We start from the raw sequence: 19,330 nt of genomic DNA, 5'->3' as shown, positions 1-19,330 counted from the left end.
GCGGTGCGGTCGCCGCACTCTGATCTGCATCAAATCTATGTGACGGGGCCGGTGTTGGCATTCCGCTCAACATACCGGGAAATAAGGGTTTTTAGTTGTGCTAGAAGCTAGGCGCATACCGGGTTTGCGTGCAGCGGGCGGCTGGGATATCCCAGATCGTCTGAACATGGCGCGCCAATGCTTGTCGCAGGCGTCAGATCAGGTCGCGCTGATTGACCTGACCGGGGCAGATGTGCGGCGGATCACCTATGGGCAGCTTTCCGAAATGGCAGACGGGATCGCACGTGCCTTGTTGAAAAGGGTGCAGCCGGGGGATCGCGTCGGTGTCCTTCTCAGCCAGTCGCCGTGGTGCGCGGCAGCCCATCTGGCGGTTTGGAAAATCGGAGCGATCTCGGTTCCGTTGTTCAAACTCTTTAAGCAAGATGCCTTGCGGTCTCGCGTCGGCGATGCTGGCGCGCAGGTTGTGCTGACGGATCCGGACGGTGCTGCACTGCTGGGGGATTTGGCAGAACCGCTGATGGTCGACCAGATCGGCGAGCGCGGAGACGATGTGCCGTATGCGGATACCGGCCCCGAAGACCCTGCGGTCCTGATTTATACGTCTGGTACGACCGGCAGCCCAAAAGGTGCGCTGCACGGCCATCGTGTTTTGACCGGGCATTTGCCGGGTGTGTCCACCAGTCATAACAACTTGCGCGAGGGCGACTGTCTTTGGACCCCGGCGGACTGGGCCTGGATCGGCGGGTTGTTCGATGTGCTGATGCCTGGCTTGGCGCTGGGCGTTCCGGTGGTCGCAGCCCGTCTGGACAAATTCACGCCCGAGGCCTGCGCCGATGTCGTCGCGCGCGGCGGGGTGCGCAATGTGTTCTTTCCGCCCACCGCGCTGCGCATGCTGAAGGCGGCGGATCAGGCGATTCCAGGTCTTCGCTCTGTCGCCTCGGGCGGAGAGCCTCTGGGCGCTGAAATGCTGGCCTGGGGCCAGCGGGCGTTTGGCCTGACGATCAACGAATTCTACGGCCAGACCGAGTGCAACATGGTGGTGTCTTCCTGCGCCGAGGACTTCCCCGTGCGCCCCGGCTGCATCGGTAAGCCGGTGCGGGGTCACGCGGTTGCAGTGATTGACCAAGACGGCACTCCGACCGACGAAGAGGGCGACGTGGCCATCCGACGCGGTTCCGCCTCGATGCTGCTGGAATACTGGAACCGGCCCGAGGCGACGGCTGAGAAGTTCAGAGGCGACTGGCTGATCACCGGAGACCGAGGCGTGTGGGAGGGCGACTACCTGCGCTTCGTCGGTCGCGATGACGATGTGATCACGTCGGCTGGCTACCGCATCGGTCCGGCCGAGATCGAAGATTGCCTGCTGACCCATCCGGCTGTGGCCACGGTGGGCGTGGTCGGCAAGCCGGACCCGCTGCGAACCGAGATCGTCAAGGCCTATGTGGTTTTGAAACCGGGGGCTGAGGCGGCGGAGCAGGAGTTGCAGAATTGGGTCAAGGACCGTCTGGCGCAGTATTCCTATCCCCGCGAGGTGGCGTTTCTGGAGGAACTGCCGATGACTGTGACGGGGAAAGTGATCCGGAAGGAATTGAAGGCGCGGGCGGCGGGGGAGGCCAGTGAATGAAACACTTGATGCTCGCCTTTTCTATAATTTTGGCAGGCGTTTGCACGGTGCGGGCAGAAAGCTCGGGTAATCCGATCGAAGTTTTGGAGTGGTTCGACGGTTGCGCGCTATTAACCCAGCATAACAATGGAATGACGATGGATACCAACTGTATAGGTATCGCCGTCGACTATTGCACAATAGGCCGTGTCGTCGAAGAACGACTGCAATGTCTGGTCAGCCTTTCCGAGCATGTCGATGCAGTTTCGGCAGAAATCAAAACCACTGTGCCCCAGAGTATTGGAACGTCGGGCAGTGCAGCACGTCGCTATGAGCGACAGCGCCTCCAATTGGTCGAAGGCGTTTTCGATGTTTGTGATGCATCTCCTAGCGAAGAAATTCCCCCAGATACATGGTGTGAAATGTACTTAAGTGCAGGGAACTGGGTTAATTGGCGGCACCTGCAACGTCTTGCCGACGAGGTAACCAAATGAAACTCACATCCAAAGCCATGCCCACCTCTGAGGGCTTCAAGACAAATCGCGTAGCGCATCTGGACGCGTTGGCGCAAATCTCCGCCGCTGCCGAAGCAGCCCGTATGGGCGGGGGTGAAAAATCCCGCGCGCGGCATGAATCTCGGGGCAAGATGCTGCCACGTCGTCGTGTGGCGAACCTGCTGGACGCGGGGTCTCCGTTTCTGGAGATCGGCGCGACGGCGGCGCATGGGATGTATGGCGATGCAGCCCCTTGCGCCGGTGTAATCGCCGGGATTGGCCGCGTGCAGGGGCGTGAAGTCATGGTGGTCTGCAACGACGCCACCGTGAAGGGCGGCACCTATTATCCGATGTCAGTCAAGAAACACCTGCGTGCGCAGGAGATTGCCGAAGAAAACCAACTGCCCTGCATCTATCTGGTCGACAGCGGTGGCGCGAACCTGCCTAATCAGGATGAGGTCTTTCCCGACCGCGACCACTTTGGCCGCATCTTCTACAATCAGGCGAGGATGAGCGCCAAGGGGATTGCACAGATCGCTGTGGTGATGGGCTCGTGCACAGCGGGCGGCGCCTATGTCCCCGCGATGTCGGACGTCACGATCATCGTGAAAGAGCAGGGGACGATCTTTCTGGCCGGGCCGCCTCTGGTCAAGGCCGCGACTGGTGAGGTGGTCAGCGCCGAAGATCTGGGCGGCGGCGACGTTCACACGCGCCTGTCCGGCGTGGCGGATTATCTGGCCGAAGATGACGCCCACGCGCTGGCGCTGGCGCGTCGGGCGGTCGGCTCGCTGAACCTGCGCAAACCGCAGACGGTGGATTGGGCCAGCCCCGAAGATCCGGCCTATGATCCTGAGGAAATCCTTGGCGTTGTTCCGGCCGATCTGCGCACACCCTACGATATCCGCGAGGTGATCGCGCGTCTGGTTGATGGCTCTCGGTTCGACGAATTCAAACCTCGGTTCGGTGAGACGCTGGTGACCGGTTTTGCCCATGTCAAAGGCTGCCCTGTCGGGATCATTGCCAACAACGGCGTTCTGTTCTCGGAAGCCGCACAGAAGGGTGCGCATTTTGTCGAGCTGTGCTCGCAACGTCGCATCCCGCTGGTGTTCCTGCAAAACATCACCGGGTTCATGGTCGGACGGAAGTATGAAAACGAGGGCATCGCGCGGCATGGGGCCAAGATGGTGACGGCGGTCGCCACGACATCGGTGCCCAAGATCACGATGCTTGTCGGTGGTTCCTTCGGTGCCGGAAACTACGGCATGGCCGGTCGTGCCTATCAGCCACGCTTCCTGTGGACCTGGCCGAATTCGCGGATTTCGGTGATGGGTGGCGAGCAGGCTGCAGGCGTTCTGGCCACCGTAAAACGCGACGGGATCGAGCGGCAGGGCGGAACATGGTCTGCCGAAGAAGAGGCCGAGTTCAAACGCCCAACGCTGGAGATGTTCGAAGAACAGTCGCATCCGCTTTATGCCTCGGCGCGTTTGTGGGATGACGGCATTATCGATCCGCGAAAAAGCCGCGATGTGCTGGCTTTATCTCTGAGCGCCGCATTGAACGCCCCGATTGAGGAGACACGTTTCGGCGTGTTCAGGATGTAATGACAATGGGATTGCAAGAAGTACTGGCCCGCTATCCTGGCGCGCAAACCTTCAAATTCGGGGATAGCGCAGAGCTGAGTGCTGAGTTGCTGGCACTGGTTCGCGCGGGTCAAAAAACGGCAACCTGTGGTGCGTTGAGAGACTATCCGGATGGCAGCCCGGAAACGCCGGTCGTTGGGCGGCGCGACGTCGCTTTGGAATGGGACGGCCGTCCAGCCTTGGTTATAGAGACCGTCGATGTTTCGGTTTGTCGTTTCTGCGATATGTCCGAAGACTTCGCATTGGCCGAAGGCGAAAACGAGACGCTTGAAGGATGGCGCACAGATCATCGCCTCTATTTCGAACGCAATGGAGGTTTCGATCCAGAGATGGAGCTTTTGTGTGAACGGTTCCGCCTGATCGAAGATCTGGCAGTTGAGGGGTAAGAGATGTTCAACAAAATCCTGATTGCCAACCGGGGTGAGATTGCTTGTCGGGTCATGGAAACGGCGCAGAAGATGGGTGTGGCTTGTGTAGCTGTCTATTCTGATGCGGATGCATCCGCCAAGCATGTGCAGATGGCGGATGAGGCGGTGCATATTGGCGGCGCTGCCCCGGCAGAGAGCTACCTGAAAGGCGATATGATCATTCAGGCTGCGCTGGACACTGGCGCAGGGGCGATCCATCCCGGGTATGGTTTTCTTTCTGAAAACCCGGACTTCGTCGACGCCGTTGAAGCGGCGGGGTTGGTCTTTATTGGCCCGTCGGCAGACGCGATCCGAAAAATGGGGCTGAAGGATGCGGCCAAGGTCTTGATGGAGCAGGCGGGTGTTCCTGTCGTGCCCGGCTATCACGGTGACAATCAGGACCCCGAGCACTTGGCAGGCGCGGCCGACACCATCGGCTATCCGATACTCATCAAAGCAGTCGCTGGCGGTGGTGGCAAAGGCATGCGACTTGTCGACCGCCCCGAGGATTTCAGCGCCGCTTTGGACAGCGCCCGGGGTGAAGCGCGAACAGCCTTTGGCAATGATGCGGTACTGGTTGAAAAATTCGTCGCCAAGCCGCGCCACATTGAGGTTCAGATCTTCGGCGACGGAACCCATGCGGTGCATCTGTTCGAACGGGACTGTTCACTGCAGCGCCGCCATCAGAAGGTGATCGAAGAGGCTCCGGCCCCGGGCATGACCGCTGAAATGCGCGAAGCGATGGGGCAGGCGGGCGTGCGTGCTGCCGAGGCGATTGGCTACAAAGGGGCAGGGACGGTTGAGTTCATCGTTGATGCCTCTGACGGTCTGCGCCCGGATCGCTTTTGGTTCATGGAGATGAACACGCGTCTTCAGGTCGAGCATCCAGTGACCGAGGCGGTCACGGGTGTCGATCTGGTTGAATGGCAGCTGCGCGTCGCGGCAGGGGAGAGCCTGCCGATGCAGCAGGATGATTTGACGATCACTGGACATGCGTTTGAAGCACGCCTCTATGCCGAGGACGTTCCAAAAGGATTTTTGCCTGCGACCGGTACGCTGACCCACCTGCAATTCCCCGAAGGGTGCCGCGCTGATAGCGGAGTGCGCGCGGGCGATACAATCAGCCCTTGGTACGATCCGATGATCGCCAAGGTGATCGTACATGGACCAACACGTGCGGTCGCACTGGAACAGCTTCACCGTGCCCTGCAAGGGACCGAGGTTGCGGGCACAGTCACCAATCTGAGTTTCCTTGGGGCACTGACGCGCCATTCCGGATTTGCCGCGGGCGATGTCGATACCGGCCTGATCGGCCGCGACTTGGAGGCGCTGGTCGAGTCCAAGCCGGCCTCCGCAAAGTCACTGGTTGCGGCTGCGATGGTGGCTTTGGACCTAGTCGACACGAATGAGGAAACCGGATTCTCGCTTTGGGCACCCCTGCATCGCGCAGTTCAGCTTCACGCGGGCGATGTCATCGACTTGGACGTTCAGGTCGAAGGACCGTCGCGGCAAATCTGGCAGGTGGGTGAAAAGACGATACTTGCCGAGCGTGATTCAGGTGGGTGGATGATCGATGGCTCCGCAATGCCGCATGTGGTGGTTGCGGGCGCGCAGGTCACCGTTTTCGAAAACTACGGGCAAGTCTTTGAGATCGTTGATCCGTTGGAACGCGATACCAGTGCTGCAGGCGATACCAATGTCATTGAGGCCCCGATGCCCGGGCTTGTCAAAGCCGTGTTTGCGCAGGTCGGTCAGGCGGTTCAGGAAGGTGATCGACTGGCGATCCTTGAGGCCATGAAGATGGAGCATTCCCTTCTAGCCGCCCGCGACGGTGTTGTGGCCGAGGTTCTGGCCGAAGACGAAGCGCAGGTTGAGGCCGGTGCGGCGCTGGTTCGGCTGGAAGAGGAATGATCTGTCCAGTCTCCGCGCGACGTGGCACAGTCGAAATGAACGCGGCAATCAGAAAAGGGCACAGCCATGGGTGATCGGGTCGAAATCTTCGAGGTGGGTCCGCGTGACGGATTGCAAAATGAAAAACGCGAGATCCCCGTGGCCGAAAAGGTGGCACTGGTCGATTGCCTGAGCCGCGCGGGGTTCAACCGCATCGAAGTCGCTAGCTTTGTGTCACCCAAATGGGTGCCGCAAATGGCAGGCAGCGCGGATGTGCTGGCAGGTATCACGCGGGCAGACGGGGTCCGTTATGCCGCCCTGACGCCCAATATGCGCGGGTACGAGGACGCTCTGGCAGCCAAAGCGGATGAGATCGCGGTGTTTGCATCAGCTTCCGAGGGGTTCTCGAAAGCCAATATCAACGCGACCATTGAGGAGTCGATCGAACGTTTCACTCCGATCCTCGAGGCCGCGCGTCACATCGACTTGCCGGTCCGCGGGTACGTCTCATGCGTGACCGATTGCCCCTTTGACGGGCCGACCCCGCCCGAGAAGGTGGCCGAGGTCGCGGATCGTCTGTTCTCGCTGGGGTGCTATGAGGTATCGCTGGGCGATACGATCGGGCAGGGGACGCCCGACACGATCGCCCATATGCTTCTGGCGGTGCGCGAGCGTGTGCCGATGACCCGGCTGGCGGGGCATTTTCACGACACCAATGGGCGGGCCATAGACAATATCGACGCCGCGTTGGCGCTGGGCGTTCGGGTTTTCGACAGTGCCGTGGGGGGCTTGGGTGGTTGTCCTTATGCTCCGGGCGCGGCTGGGAACGTGGCGACCGAGGCGGTTGTCGCCCATCTGGAACGGCTTGGATATCAGACCGGGATCGGTCTGGGTATCATCGAAGAAGCCGCGCAAATGGCGCGCGCCATGCGGTCCGAGTAAGGAGCAGTTATGTTTGAAACACTTTCGCTGGCCACGGATGACCGCGGCGTAGCTACGTTGACCCTGAACCGCGCCGAAAAGCACAACGCCATGTCGGCGCAGATGATCACCGAGCTGACACAGGCTGCAGCACAGTTGGGCGCTGACGAGGCGGTGCGCGTTGTTGTTCTGACCGGTGCTGGCAAGAGCTTTTGCGCGGGCGGAGATCTGGGCTGGATGCAGGCACAGATGGCGGCAGAATCCGAGACCCGGTTTGTCGAAGCGCGCAAGCTGGCCGAGATGCTGCAGGCACTGAACACGCTGCCCAAGCCGCTGATCGGAGCGGTGCAGGGCAACGCCTTCGGCGGGGGCGTCGGGTTGGCCTCGGTCTGTGACGTGGCGATTGGCGCGGATACGATCAAAATGGGCCTAACCGAAACCAAGCTGGGTCTGATCCCCGCGACGATTGGTCCTTACGTCATAGCACGTATGGGCGAAGCCCGCGCGCGCCGGGTGTTTATGTCCGCCCGATTGTTCGGTGCGAGCGAGGCGGTGGAGCTTGGCTTGTTGGCCAAGGCAGTACCCGCCAATGCGCTTGACGATGCGATTGAGGCCGAAGTTTACCCGTATCTTTCCTGTGCGCCGGGGGCGGTTGCGTCCGCAAAACAACTGGTCCGGCAACTGGGCCCACGCATTGACGATGCCGTGATCGATCACACAATTGGTCAACTGGTCGACAGGTGGGAAACAGACGAGGCCAGAGAGGGAATCGGTGCGTTCTTTGAAAAACGAAAACCTGCATGGATTAGTAAGGTTTAGGCACTACCTGCAACGCAGTTGAGACTGGGCATGCCGGGGCTGCGCCAAGATGAATATTAGCCCCCTGCGCGTTTGTGTTCGGTTGACCCTCTGACCCCGCGCGGATAGAGAATGTCCAGTCAACACGCCAATTGACGGCGCTCCCTTTTGGGGTATGCGCAGGAAAGGAGCTGTACGTGGAAGACGTATTGCGGGAGTACCTCCCGATTCTGGTGTTTCTGGCCGTAGCTGTGGGCCTTGGAATCGTTTTGATTCTGGCGGCCGTTGTACTGGCCGTTCGCAATCCCGATCCCGAAAAAGTCAGCGCATATGAATGCGGTTTCAACGCCTTCGACGATGCGCGGATGAAGTTTGATGTTCGCTTCTACTTGGTCTCGATCCTTTTCATCATTTTCGATCTGGAGATCGCCTTCCTGTTCCCGTGGGCGGTGGGCTTCAAAGACATTAGCGACGTGGGTTTCTGGTCCATGATGGTGTTCCTGGGCGTTCTGACCATCGGCTTTGCCTATGAATGGAAGAAAGGGGCGCTGGAATGGGAGTGATGACGGGTGCAAACACCGCCGGCGTCGACAAGGAAGTCGCCACCCAGGCCCTGAATGCCGAGCTGCAGGACAAAGGCTTTCTGCTGACCTCGACCGAGGACATCATCAACTGGGCCCGCACCGGATCGTTGCACTGGATGACATTCGGTCTGGCCTGTTGCGCGGTCGAAATGATGCACACCTCGATGCCGCGTTATGATGCGGAACGGTTTGGCATTGCGCCACGTGCGTCCCCACGCCAGTCGGATGTGATGATCGTGGCCGGGACCCTGACCAACAAGATGGCCCCTGCGCTGCGTAAGGTTTATGACCAGATGCCCGAGCCGCGCTATGTGATCTCGATGGGGTCCTGCGCGAATGGTGGTGGATATTACCACTATTCCTACTCCGTCGTGCGCGGTTGCGACCGTATCGTTCCGGTGGACATCTATGTCCCCGGCTGCCCTCCGACCGCTGAGGCATTGCTGTACGGCCTGATGCAGTTGCAACGTAAAATCCGCCGAACCGGCACCATCGTACGCTGAGGAGAGAGCTGATGAGCGAAGCACTCAAGGAACTCGGCGCACAGCTGGAACTTAAACGGGCGGATTGCGTGCTGTCGTGGGATGTCACTCACGGCGAGCTCAATGTGGATGTGGCACCTTCGAACATCGTAGAGTTCGTGGAGTTCCTGAAATCCGACCAGAACTGTAAATTCTCGACCCTGGTCGACATTACCGGTGTGGACTATCCCGAGCGGGCGAAACGTTTTGACGTCGTCTACCACTTACTGTCGATGTATCAGAACCAGCGTGTCCGCCTGCGGGTGTCGATCCGCGAAGAGGACATGGTACCCTCGATCGTCGACGTACACCCCTCTGCCAATTGGTTCGAGCGCGAAGTGTTCGACATGTTTGGCATCCTGTTCTCGGGCCACCCGGACTTGCGACGCATCCTGACCGACTATGGCTTCCGCGGCTATCCGCTGCGAAAGGATTTCCCGACCACCGGCTACACCGAAGTCCGATATGACGAGGCGCAAAAGCGTGTGGTCTATGAACCGGTTAGCCTGGTGCAGGAATACCGTCAGTTCGATTTCATGTCCCCATGGGAAGGTGCGAACTACATTCTACCCGGGGATGAGAAACAGGAGACCTAATCATGTTCGAGTTCCTGATCTGGATAGTCTTGGTGGTGGCGACTGTCGTACCGATGATCAAGCTGTTGCCGCATTTCGGGATCAACAAGAACTGGGCGTTTGCATGCATCATCTCTCCGGTTGTGATTGTCCTGCTGTGGATGATGGCGATGAAGCTGCAAGAGATGGAGCGCCGCTGACATGATGGGCGAATTGATCGTTTTAGGCGCGCTGGGCGTGCTGCTGGCCGGGGCTGCGGCAAAGGCGGCTGAGGCTGAAAAGGTTCGGGTTCGGGCCGAAGCGAAAAAGAAACGGGGGCGTTGATGGACGGCTCAAGATATGATGACGGCAGCACGGACGCGCTGAGCGGGGAACAGAAGATCCGCAATTTCAACATCAACTTCGGCCCGCAACACCCTGCGGCGCACGGGGTTCTGCGTCTGGTGCTTGAGCTGGACGGCGAGATTGTCGAGCGTTGCGACCCGCATATCGGCCTGCTGCACCGTGGCACCGAAAAGCTGATGGAAAGCCGGACGTATCTGCAGAACCTGCCGTATTTCGACCGTCTGGACTACGTTGCTCCGATGAACCAGGAACACGCTTGGTGTCTGGCCATCGAAAAGCTGACCGGGGTCGAGGTGCCGCGCCGTGGCTCGCTGATCCGGGTGCTGTATTCCGAGATCGGGCGCATTCTGAACCACCTGCTGAACGTGACCACGCAGGCGATGGACGTCGGTGCTCTGACGCCGCCGCTCTGGGGCTTTGAAGAGCGTGAAAAGCTGATGGTGTTCTACGAACGCGCCTGTGGTGCCCGCCTGCACGCCGCCTATTTCCGCCCCGGGGGTGTGCATCAGGACCTGCCGCCTGAATTGCTGGACGATATCGAGGCATGGAGCCACGAATTCCCCGCCGTTTTGGATGACATCGACGGTCTGCTGACCGAAAACCGCATCTTCAAACAACGCAATGCCGATATCGGTGTCGTGACCGAGGATGACATCCAGAAATACGGCTTCTCGGGCGTGATGGTCCGTGGCTCCGGTCTGGCTTGGGATCTGCGCCGCGCGCAGCCCTATGAATGCTATGACGAGTTCGAGTTCCAGATCCCCGTCGGCAAGAATGGCGACTGCTATGACCGCTATCTCGTCCGTATGGAAGAGATGCGCCAGTCGCTGCTGATCATCCGTCAGGCCATCGCTAAAATCCGCGAATGCCCCGGTGACGTGTTGGCACGCGGCAAAATCACTCCGCCGAAACGCTCGGACATGAAGACCTCGATGGAAAGCCTGATCCATCACTTCAAGCTCTATACCGAAGGTTTCCACGTCCCCGCAGGTGAGGTCTACGCCGCCGTAGAGGCCCCCAAGGGCGAGTTCGGCGTCTATCTGGTCGCCGACGGCACCAACAAACCTTACCGCGCCAAACTGCGCGCGCCGGGGTTCCTGCACCTGCAAGCCATGGACCACGTGGCGAAGGGTCACCAACTGGCGGACGTTGCGGCGATCATTGGTACTATGGATGTGGTGTTTGGGGAGATTGATCGGTGAGCAACGTAAAGTCTCTGGGAGATATTTCAAAGAGCGTTCTGGCGATATTAGCACTTGGGTCAGCTGCAATTGGTGGAATGGCAGGCTTTTTGGCCTTTTATCTGAATTTTCAAAAGGAACTTGAGGCGTGGGAACAAATTAAGACTACCCACTCTCAACACTTAGAAGCAGAGAATGTGACAATTCACAATCACAAAGACCTTAGCGAAGGTGATATTGAGAGAATACACGAGGCCTTGGTTGAGCATAACCCACTTTTGGACGCTGACTTTCTTGCGCAAAAGTGGGACGAGGAGGGCGTATTTTTGACCTACAATGACCTTGAATACGAATTTGCGTTGGTCGGATTGAAGAACGGTGCCGGTCGTCAAGACAATCGTGCGCTTTCAATGGTTGTGAGATTTGGCGACAGTTTGTCACTGCTCACGCCTAAAGGCGTGCGCCTGCTCGCGACGAACCAGAACGCCGTTAGTGTTGACCCAAGACCCGAACATCAAAGTGCAGGTACAACTTTATGGACCGTAGAAACAGGTCAATAGGTATAGAAAGTACGATTTGTAATGCTCCGCCGTCTTCACCCTGAACAACCCGAAAGCTTTGCCTTCACCGCTGCCAACCAGCAATGGGCCGAAGCGCAGGTTACAAAATACCCCGAAGGCCGCCAAGCCAGTGCGGTGATCCCTCTGCTGTGGCGCGCGCAGGAGCAGGAGGGGTGGCTGACCCGTCCGGCGATTGAATTCGTCGCCGATATGCTGGGCATGGCCTATATCCGCGTGCTCGAAGTGGCCTCGTTCTACTTTATGTTCCAACTGCAACCGGTTGGGTCTGCGGCGCATATTCAGGTGTGCGGCACGACGTCGTGCATGATTTGCGGAGCCGAAGATCTGATTGCGGTTTGCAAAGACAAGATCGCGGCCAAGCCGCATGAACTGTCCGCTGATGGAAAATTGAGCTGGGAAGAGGTAGAGTGCCTCGGATCTTGTACCAACGCTCCGATGGCGCAGATCGGTAAGGATTACTACGAGGACCTGACCGCCGAGAGCTTTGGCAAAATCCTCGACGATCTTGCGGCTGGCAAAGTTCCGACCCCCGGCCCGCAGAACGGGCGATACGCGGCAGAGCCGTTGAACGGTTTGACCAGCCTTAAGGACTATGAGGCTGGAAAGCCGCAGTATAACGCCAGTGTCGAATTGGCGGACGATCTGGGGGATACGGTCAAGCGCATCGACGGGACCGAGGTTCCGATCCTGACGCCGTGGCTGGGTAAGGATGGCAAGGCGACAGCAACCAAGGCAGCGCCAAAACCACCAAAAGCGCCGGCACCCGCCAAGCCTGCGGCCAAGCAGGCCGAAGAGGCAAAAAAAGCCGAAATTCAAGAGGATCAGCCCGAAACCTTGACCGCAGCTCGGGGTGGAAAGGCGGATGACCTCAAGATGCTCAAAGGGGTTGGCCCCAAGCTGGAGCAGACACTGAACGAGCTTGGTTTCTTCCACTTCGACCAGATTGCCGCATGGACACCGGAAGAGGTGGCCTGGGTCGACACCCGGCTTAAGTTCAAGGGCCGGATCGAGCGGGACGGCTGGATTGCCCAAGCGGCCCAACTGGCAAAGGGCGAAGAAACGGATTTTGCGAAGCGTGCCAAGGAAGACGGCACTTACGAAGACTAGGATGGAAGGTGTCCCTTGGGGCACCAAAGTGAGATGGACAAGGACAAAGAGCAAGCCATCGCCCGCAAGGGCCGACACATCGGGGTGGTCATCGCCGTGACCATGCTGTTTTGGCTTGCCATGACCCTGTTCATTGGTCCCGCGCTGGGTTTGCCGGGGCGCTATGCGCTGCTCTTTGATTTCGCCGCATTGGCGGGGTTCATCTATGCGGGCGTGAACATTTTTCAACTCTGGCGCATGCGTCAGGATAGCTGAAGGTAAGACACGATGCTGAAGGATCAGGACAGGATCTTTACCAACATCTACGGGATGCACGAGCGGACGCTGAAAGGCGCGCAGGCCCGCGGGCATTGGGATGGCACAGCTGGCCTGATCGATAAGGGTCGTGACTGGATCATCCAGACGATGAAGGACTCGGGCCTACGTGGTCGTGGCGGTGCGGGTTTTCCAACTGGTCTGAAATGGTCGTTCATGCCGAAGGAAAGCGACGGTCGCCCGGCCTATCTGGTCGTGAACGCTGATGAATCCGAGCCCGGCACCTGTAAGGACCGCGAGATCATGCGCCATGATCCGCACACGTTGATCGAAGGCTGCCTGATCGCGTCTTTCGCGATGAACGCACATACGTGCTACATCTACCTGCGCGGTGAGTACATCCGCGAGCGTGAAGCTCTGCAAGCCGCGATTGATGAGGCCTATGACGCCGGTCTGCTGGGCAAGAATGCGGCCGGTTCGGGTTGGGATTTCGATCTTTTCCTGCACCACGGGGCCGGGGCCTATATTTGTGGCGAAGAAACCGCGCTGATCGAAAGCCTTGAGGGCAAGAAAGGCATGCCGCGGATGAAACCTCCGTTCCCGGCGGGCGCGGGTCTTTATGGTTGCCCAACCACGGTGAATAATGTGGAATCAATCGCGGTTGTGCCGACCATCCTGCGCCGTGGGGCAGACTGGTTTGCGGGCTTTGGCCGTCAGAACAACGCAGGCACCAAGCTGTTTGCCATCTCGGGCCATGTGAACAATCCCTGCGTAGTTGAAGAGGCGATGTCGATCCCGTTCGAACAACTGATCGAGACCCATTGCGGCGGCATTCGCGGCGGCTGGGACAATCTGCTTGCCGTCATCCCCGGTGGTTCGTCAGTGCCGTGCGTGCGTGGCGAGCACATGCGCGACGCGATCATGGATTTTGACCATCTGCGCAATGATCTGGGCTCGGGCCTGGGGACAGCGGCGGTGATCGTGATGGACAAATCCACGGACATCATCAAGGCGATCTGGCGGCTGTCTAAGTTTTACAAACACGAAAGCTGTGGTCAGTGCACGCCGTGCCGTGAAGGCACCGGCTGGATGATGCGCGTGATGGACCGTCTTGTGAAGGGCGAGGCCGAACTGGAAGAGATCGACATGCTGTTCGATGTGACCAAACAGGTCGAAGGCCACACGATCTGTGCGCTCGGAGATGCGGCGGCCTGGCCGATCCAGGGCCTCATCCGCAACTTCCGCGAAGAGATCGAGGACCGCATCAAGGCCCAGAAGTCGGGCCGTATGGGTGCGATGGCGGCGGAGTAGGAATAATGGAAGCCTATGCTCAATATTCTCATGCGATCGCGTCATTGGTGATTTTCACCCTGATCGTTCTGTTCATGTCGCCGTTTTCGGCGCTGGCAAAGGCAGGCCAGGGGCTGGCACCCGGCGCAACGCCTCAGCAGGACTATTCGGATAAGGCCTATCGTCTGAACCGGGCCTACCTGAACGGCACGGAAACCTTGCCGGCCTTTTTGGCGGTTACAGTCGCGGCGATCCTGTTGGGCGCAAACCCGTTCTGGGTGAACCTTTTGGCCTCAGTTGCGCTGGTTGCACGTGTGGTGATGCTGGTGATCCACCTGCGTGGTATTGGCAAACCGAATAGCGGTTTGCGGTCCATGGCTTACGTGGGCGGTTGGGCGTGCATGGTCATCCTCGGCCTGATGGCATTGGTGGCTGCATTTTGAAACAACCCAGCGGATATCATCTGGCCGAACTGAATGTTGGCCGCCTGTTGGCCCCGACGGACGATCCGCGGGTTGCTGAATTCATGGCCAATCTTGATCGGGTCAATGGCCTTGGCAAGCGGATGCCGGGCTTTGTCTGGATGATGGAAGGATCGGGCGAGCCGGGAACGGGGAACACCGAAAACGCTATTGGTGGAGATCCGCAGTTTGTGGCCAATCTGACGGTTTGGGAAGATGTTGCAAGCCTTGAGCAGTTTGTATGGGGAACCATCCACAAACAGTTCTACGAGCGTCGTCAGGAATGGTTTGAGCTGCTGGGGGACCAGCATTTCGTGATGTGGTGGGTCCCAAATGGGCACCGTCCGGGGCTGGATGAGGCGCTGGAACGTTTGGAACGTTTGCGCCGGGATGGCCCAAGTGAACACGCCTTTGGATGGGCAGAATTGAAACAGGCAAGCAAGTGGCGCGACAATCGTTGTGCCGAGGTCGCGGCGGGGTGAATGGGATGATGACACAATCGTCTGTTACTTACGGCCGCGCAAACGCCAGCCTCCGGACAGGAGTGGCCAAAGTGGCGAAAACGAAACTCACAATTATGGCGGGCATTGCAGGGCTGTTGCTGGTGTCAGCCTGTGGTACGGCGTCCAGCGACCGTATTCTCTTTGATGGCAAGGCTTTCCGGGCCAAAGCGAAACCTGTGGATAAACGGGCATCACCGACCGAGTTTACGGTTGTGGTGCGTGGCGCGTCTGCGTCTCTGGACGGCGCTCGCGAGGCTGGGCGCTATGAGGGCACCAAATTCTGCATCAGCGCGTTTGGCACGTCCAAAATTGACTGGAAAGTTGGCCCCGATACCGAGCCGCAGAACCTGCGCATTGCCGATGATCAGCTGACCTTTGCAGGAGCGTGCCAACGCCCATGATGCGGTTTTTTGCATATCAGCACATGATGCAGAAGGTGTTATTGAATAGCACCGCTGCGCCCGATCGACTTGGAGCGTCCAAGACGAAAGGAATGCTCATGTCTGGTATGAAACTGCTTGCTTTGCTGTCGGTTCTGGCGCTTCCGACTGTGGCCGAAGCCAAACCGCCTTTGCGCGAAGTCAAAGAGATCGACAACGAACTCTACTACATCGCTATCGCAAACGAGATTTCGGAAGTCTGCCCGTCGATCAGCGGACGCAGACTGAAGGCGATCGGGGTGATGTGGGGTCTGAAATCCAAAGCGAATAGCCTCGGTTACTCGGACAGTGAAATCCGCGCCTACGTAGAGTCGGATGCCGAAAAAGACCGTATGCGCGCCAAGGGCGAGGCTTATCTGGCTGCGAACGGTGTATCCTATGACAATCCGACGTCTTTTTGCTCATTGGGGCAGAAGGAAATCGAAAGAAACAGCGCCATTGGCGTGTATTTGAGGGCGAACTAGACCATGTCTGACCTCCGCAAGATCAATATCGATGGGCAGGAAATCGAAGTCGATGGTGCGATGACGCTGATCCAGGCTTGTGAGCAGGCCGGGGTCGAGGTGCCGCGTTTTTGCTATCACGAGCGTCTTTCGATTGCCGGGAACTGCCGTATGTGCCTGGTCGAGGTCGTAGGCGGCCCACCGAAGCCTGCGGCCTCTTGCGCGATGCAGGTCCGCGACCTGCGTCCTGGGCCGGAAGGCGAGGCACCGCAGGTCAAGACCAACTCGCCCATGGTCAAAAAGGCCCGCGAAGGCGTGATGGAGTTCCTGCTGATCAATCACCCTCTGGACTGCCCGATCTGTGACCAAGGTGGCGAATGCGACCTGCAGGATCAGGCGATGGCTTATGGTGTCTCGGGCTCGCGTTTCAAAGAAGCCAAACGTGCAGTAGACGATCTGGATCTGGGGCCGCTGGTCGGTACGGCGATGACCCGCTGCATCAGTTGCACCCGCTGCGTGCGATTTACGACCGAGGTCGCCGGGATCACGCAGATGGGTCAAACGGGTCGCGGCGAGGATGCCGAGATCACCTCGTACCTGAACCAGACGCTGGATTCGAACATGCAGGGCAACATCATCGACCTGTGCCCGGTCGGAGCGCTGACTTCGAAACCCTACGCCTTTACTGCGCGTCCTTGGGAGTTGACCAAGACCGAGAGTATCGACGTGATGGACGCCTTGGGCTCGAACATCCGTGTCGATACCAAGGGGCGCGAAGTGATGCGGTTCCTGCCGCGCAACCATGACGGTGTGAATGAGGAATGGATCAGCGATAAGACCCGCTTTGTCTGGGATGGCCTGCGGCGTCAGCGTCTGGACAAACCTTACGTGCGCGAAAATGGTAAGCTGCGCCCCGCAAGCTGGCCCGAGGCTCTGACCAAAGCTGCAGAAGCGTTGAGAGGGGCCGAAAAGCCAGCCGGAATTGTGGGCGACTTGGCTCCGGTCGAGGCTGCGTTTGCACTGAAGCAGATGATCGAAGGGCAGGGCGGTGTCGTCGAATCCCGCACCGATGGGGCTAAACTGCCGGCGGGCAATCGTGGCGCCTATGTTGGAACAGCCACGATCGAAGATATTGACAGCGCGGAACGCATCCTGCTGATCGGAACGAACCCGCGCGAAGAAGCTCCGGTCCTGAACGCGCGTATCCGAAAGGCGTGGGCGCATGGGGCGGATATTGCTCTGGTGGGGTCAGCGGTTGATCTGACGTATGACTATCATCATGTGGGCGACGATCGCGCAGCCTTGCAAAAGGTCGTCGACATGGGCGGCGACGACGCGATCAAGGGCAAACCTTCGCTGGTCATCGTCGGTCAGGGTGCATTGCAAGAAGCCGATGGCGCTGCAGTGCTGGCCGCGGCGCAGAAGATTGCCGCGAACACCGAAAGCGGGCTGTTGGTCCTGCACACCGCCGCGTCGCGCGTCGGTGCGATGGATGTGGATGCCACCAACGAAGGCGGCATGGATGCGGTCAGCGCCGCAGACGTGATCTATAACCTCGGCGCGGATGAGGTCGAAATCGGCGAGGGTGCCTTTGTAATCTATCAGGGTAGCCATGGTGACCGGGGTGCCCACCGTGCTGATGTGATCCTGCCGGGTGCAGCCTATACCGAAGAAAACGGGCTGTTCGTGAACACCGAAGGCCGCCCGCAGCTTGCCATGCGCGCCGGTTTCGCACCGGGCGAAGCCAAAGAGAACTGGGCCATCCTGCGAGCGCTGTCCGCCGAGCTGGGTGCGACGCTGCCATATGACTCTCTGGCGCAACTGCGTACGGCGTTGATCGAGGTCGTGCCGCATCTGGCCCAGATTGACCAGGTGATCGAGAATGAGGTCCAGTCGCTGGACGCCGGTCCTCTGGGACAGGCCACTTTCCGGAATGCGGTCAAGGATTTCTACCTGACCAACCCAATCGCACGCGCGTCGCAGCTGATGGCCGAACTTTCGGCGCAGGCCCAGGCACGTAAAGGCGAGAAGATCGCGGCAGAATGAACCAGACCTGTCTCATATCGCGTTTCACGGCCAGCTCTGCAACCTGCGGTGCGGGTGGCGAAGAAATGCGTGCGAGACACAATGAAAAGGGTAGCGCGAAGGCTGTAGATGCTGTTTACACCTACCCGCCGACCCAGCCGCTCAATGCGCAGGCACTTGGCCTGAGCATCGCGCGCGGAAAACGGAATACCCACGGTGTGAGGACCAATGGCTGATTTCTTTAACACCCCAGGCGGAATAGCCATCATCATTCTGGCGCAAGTGCTTGCAGTCGTTGCGTTCGTGATGATCTCGCTGTTGTTCCTCGTTTATGGCGACCGCAAAATCTGGGCGGCAGTCCAGATGCGACGAGGGCCCAACGTGGTAGGCGCGTATGGCTTGCTGCAATCGGTGGCGGATGCGCTGAAATATGTGGTTAAAGAGGTCGTCATCCCTGCTGGTGCCGACCGCACGGTCTTCATTCTCGCTCCGCTGACCTCTTTCGTTCTGGCGATGATTGCCTGGGCGGTTATCCCGTTCAATGATGGTTGGGTCCTATCGGATATCAACGTCGCGATCCTCTATGTCTTCGCCGTGTCCTCATTGGAGGTTTATGGCGTGATAATGGGCGGTTGGGCGTCGAACTCAAAGTACCCGTTCCTCGGCTCGCTGCGCTCTGCTGCGCAGATGATCTCTTACGAAGTGTCGATCGGCTTGATCATCATCGGCGTGATCATCTCAACCGGATCGATGAACTTCGGCCATATCGTCGAGGCGCAAGACGGCCGCTTTGGCTTTTTCAGCTGGTACTGGCTGCCGCATTTCCCGATGGTCTTCCTGTTCTTCATCTCGGCGCTGGCGGAAACCAACCGCCCGCCGTTTGACCTGCCCGAGGCGGAATCGGAACTGGTCGCCGGCTATCAGGTCGAATACTCCGCCACGCCCTTCCTGCTGTTCATGGCGGGAGAATACATCGCCATCTTCCTGATGTGCGCGCTGACCACGCTGCTGTTCTTCGGCGGCTGGCTGTCGCCCATTCCGGGCCTGCCGGACGGCGTGCTGTGGATGGTCGCCAAGATGGCGTTCTTCTTCTTCCTCTTCGCGATGGTCAAGGCAATCACACCGCGGTACCGCTATGACCAGCTGATGCGGCTGGGTTGGAAAGTGTTCCTGCCGTTCTCGCTGGCCTGGGTGGTTTTCGTGGCCTTCGCGGCGAAGTTTGACTGGTTCTGGGGCGCGTTTGCGCGTTGGAGCGTAGGAGGCTGA

General features: G+C 59.0%; 23 protein-coding genes. All 23 read left to right on the top strand.

Annotation, left to right across the window (positions count from 1 at the left end):
- The first annotated feature begins 97 nt into the window (after positions 1-97).
- The 23 genes from J7416_RS11595 to nuoH all read left to right on the top strand — a co-directional run bounded on the left by J7416_RS11595 (position 98) and on the right by nuoH (position 19,330).
- Entirely contained in the window at positions 98-1,624 is a 1,527-nt protein-coding gene (locus tag J7416_RS11595; RefSeq protein WP_209224912.1) for an AMP-binding protein, read from the top strand.
- Positions 1,621-2,097 (top strand): hypothetical protein, encoded by a 477-nt coding sequence (locus J7416_RS11590; RefSeq protein ID WP_209224911.1) that lies wholly within the window; start codon positions 1,621-1,623, stop codon positions 2,095-2,097. Before J7416_RS11595 ends, J7416_RS11590 begins: the two co-directional genes overlap by 4 nt.
- A complete protein-coding gene (locus tag J7416_RS11585) occupies positions 2,094-3,698 on the top strand; it encodes a carboxyl transferase domain-containing protein (protein ID WP_209224910.1) in 1,605 nt (534 codons plus the stop codon). The genes J7416_RS11590 and J7416_RS11585 overlap by 4 nt, the downstream gene beginning before the upstream one ends.
- Positions 3,698-4,123, top strand: a complete 426-nt coding sequence (locus tag J7416_RS11580) for an ASCH domain-containing protein (protein WP_209224909.1) — start codon at positions 3,698-3,700, stop codon at positions 4,121-4,123. The genes J7416_RS11585 and J7416_RS11580 overlap by 1 nt, the downstream gene beginning before the upstream one ends.
- Positions 4,124-4,126: 3 nt before the next feature.
- On the top strand, positions 4,127-6,055 hold the full coding sequence (locus J7416_RS11575; RefSeq protein WP_209224908.1) for an acetyl/propionyl/methylcrotonyl-CoA carboxylase subunit alpha: 1,929 nt from the start codon (positions 4,127-4,129) through the stop codon (positions 6,053-6,055).
- Between the two features lie 66 nt (positions 6,056-6,121).
- On the top strand, positions 6,122-6,976 hold the full coding sequence (locus J7416_RS11570) for a hydroxymethylglutaryl-CoA lyase (RefSeq protein ID WP_170422569.1): 855 nt from the start codon (positions 6,122-6,124) through the stop codon (positions 6,974-6,976).
- Positions 6,977-6,985: 9 nt separating this feature from the next.
- Positions 6,986-7,774, top strand: a complete 789-nt coding sequence (locus J7416_RS11565) for a crotonase/enoyl-CoA hydratase family protein (protein ID WP_209224907.1) — start codon at positions 6,986-6,988, stop codon at positions 7,772-7,774.
- A 176-nt stretch (positions 7,775-7,950) separates the two neighbouring features.
- A complete protein-coding gene (locus J7416_RS11560; protein ID WP_209224906.1) occupies positions 7,951-8,316 on the top strand; it encodes an NADH-quinone oxidoreductase subunit A in 366 nt (121 codons plus the stop codon).
- Entirely contained in the window at positions 8,307-8,840 is a 534-nt protein-coding gene (locus J7416_RS11555; RefSeq protein ID WP_037307875.1) for an NADH-quinone oxidoreductase subunit B, read from the top strand. The genes J7416_RS11560 and J7416_RS11555 overlap by 10 nt, the downstream gene beginning before the upstream one ends.
- Before the next feature lie 11 nt (positions 8,841-8,851).
- Positions 8,852-9,454, top strand: a complete 603-nt coding sequence (locus tag J7416_RS11550) for an NADH-quinone oxidoreductase subunit C (protein WP_209224905.1) — start codon at positions 8,852-8,854, stop codon at positions 9,452-9,454.
- Positions 9,455-9,456: 2 nt separating this feature from the next.
- Positions 9,457-9,633: a hypothetical protein gene (locus tag J7416_RS11545; protein WP_170422563.1), complete on the top strand. Its 177-nt coding sequence runs from the start codon at positions 9,457-9,459 to the stop codon at positions 9,631-9,633.
- Position 9,634: 1 nt separating this feature from the next.
- Positions 9,635-9,757, top strand: a complete 123-nt coding sequence (locus J7416_RS22805; protein ID WP_280636839.1) for a hypothetical protein — start codon at positions 9,635-9,637, stop codon at positions 9,755-9,757.
- Complete coding sequence (locus J7416_RS11540) at positions 9,757-10,980, top strand: NADH-quinone oxidoreductase subunit D (RefSeq protein WP_171092178.1); 1,224 nt, start codon at positions 9,757-9,759, stop codon at positions 10,978-10,980. The genes J7416_RS22805 and J7416_RS11540 overlap by 1 nt, the downstream gene beginning before the upstream one ends.
- Entirely contained in the window at positions 10,977-11,519 is a 543-nt protein-coding gene (locus tag J7416_RS11535; protein WP_209224904.1) for a hypothetical protein, read from the top strand. Before J7416_RS11540 ends, J7416_RS11535 begins: the two co-directional genes overlap by 4 nt.
- Before the next feature lie 21 nt (positions 11,520-11,540).
- Positions 11,541-12,647, top strand: coding sequence for an NADH-quinone oxidoreductase subunit NuoE (gene nuoE, locus J7416_RS11530; RefSeq protein WP_209224903.1), 1,107 nt, complete (start codon positions 11,541-11,543; stop codon positions 12,645-12,647).
- 33 nt (positions 12,648-12,680) lie between these two features.
- The gene (locus J7416_RS11525) at positions 12,681-12,902 is read left to right on the top strand and encodes a DUF5337 domain-containing protein (RefSeq protein WP_209224902.1); all 222 of its coding nucleotides are present in this window, start codon (positions 12,681-12,683) and stop codon (positions 12,900-12,902) included.
- Positions 12,903-12,914: 12 nt separating this feature from the next.
- Entirely contained in the window at positions 12,915-14,213 is a 1,299-nt protein-coding gene (gene nuoF / locus J7416_RS11520) for an NADH-quinone oxidoreductase subunit NuoF (protein WP_209224901.1), read from the top strand.
- A gap of 5 nt (positions 14,214-14,218) precedes the next feature.
- Entirely contained in the window at positions 14,219-14,635 is a 417-nt protein-coding gene (locus J7416_RS11515; protein ID WP_209224900.1) for an MAPEG family protein, read from the top strand.
- The gene (locus tag J7416_RS11510) at positions 14,632-15,135 is read left to right on the top strand and encodes a DUF3291 domain-containing protein (RefSeq protein WP_209224899.1); all 504 of its coding nucleotides are present in this window, start codon (positions 14,632-14,634) and stop codon (positions 15,133-15,135) included. The genes J7416_RS11515 and J7416_RS11510 overlap by 4 nt, the downstream gene beginning before the upstream one ends.
- Before the next feature lie 71 nt (positions 15,136-15,206).
- Complete coding sequence (locus J7416_RS11505) at positions 15,207-15,557, top strand: hypothetical protein (protein WP_348540264.1); 351 nt, start codon at positions 15,207-15,209, stop codon at positions 15,555-15,557.
- 98 nt (positions 15,558-15,655) lie between these two features.
- Complete coding sequence (locus J7416_RS11500) at positions 15,656-16,060, top strand: DUF5333 domain-containing protein (RefSeq protein ID WP_209224898.1); 405 nt, start codon at positions 15,656-15,658, stop codon at positions 16,058-16,060.
- A gap of 3 nt (positions 16,061-16,063) precedes the next feature.
- Positions 16,064-18,085 (top strand): NADH-quinone oxidoreductase subunit NuoG, encoded by a 2,022-nt coding sequence (nuoG, locus tag J7416_RS11495; RefSeq protein WP_209224897.1) that lies wholly within the window; start codon positions 16,064-16,066, stop codon positions 18,083-18,085.
- Between the two features lie 207 nt (positions 18,086-18,292).
- Positions 18,293-19,330, top strand: coding sequence for an NADH-quinone oxidoreductase subunit NuoH (gene nuoH, locus J7416_RS11490; protein ID WP_209224896.1), 1,038 nt, complete (start codon positions 18,293-18,295; stop codon positions 19,328-19,330).

The sequence above is a fragment of the Ruegeria sp. R14_0 genome (genome assembly GCF_017743975.1).
In the GTDB taxonomy this organism is placed as follows: domain Bacteria; phylum Pseudomonadota; class Alphaproteobacteria; order Rhodobacterales; family Rhodobacteraceae; genus Ruegeria.
Note: the sequence above shows the minus strand (reverse complement) of the source record. Positions and strands in the feature narration are given on the sequence as shown.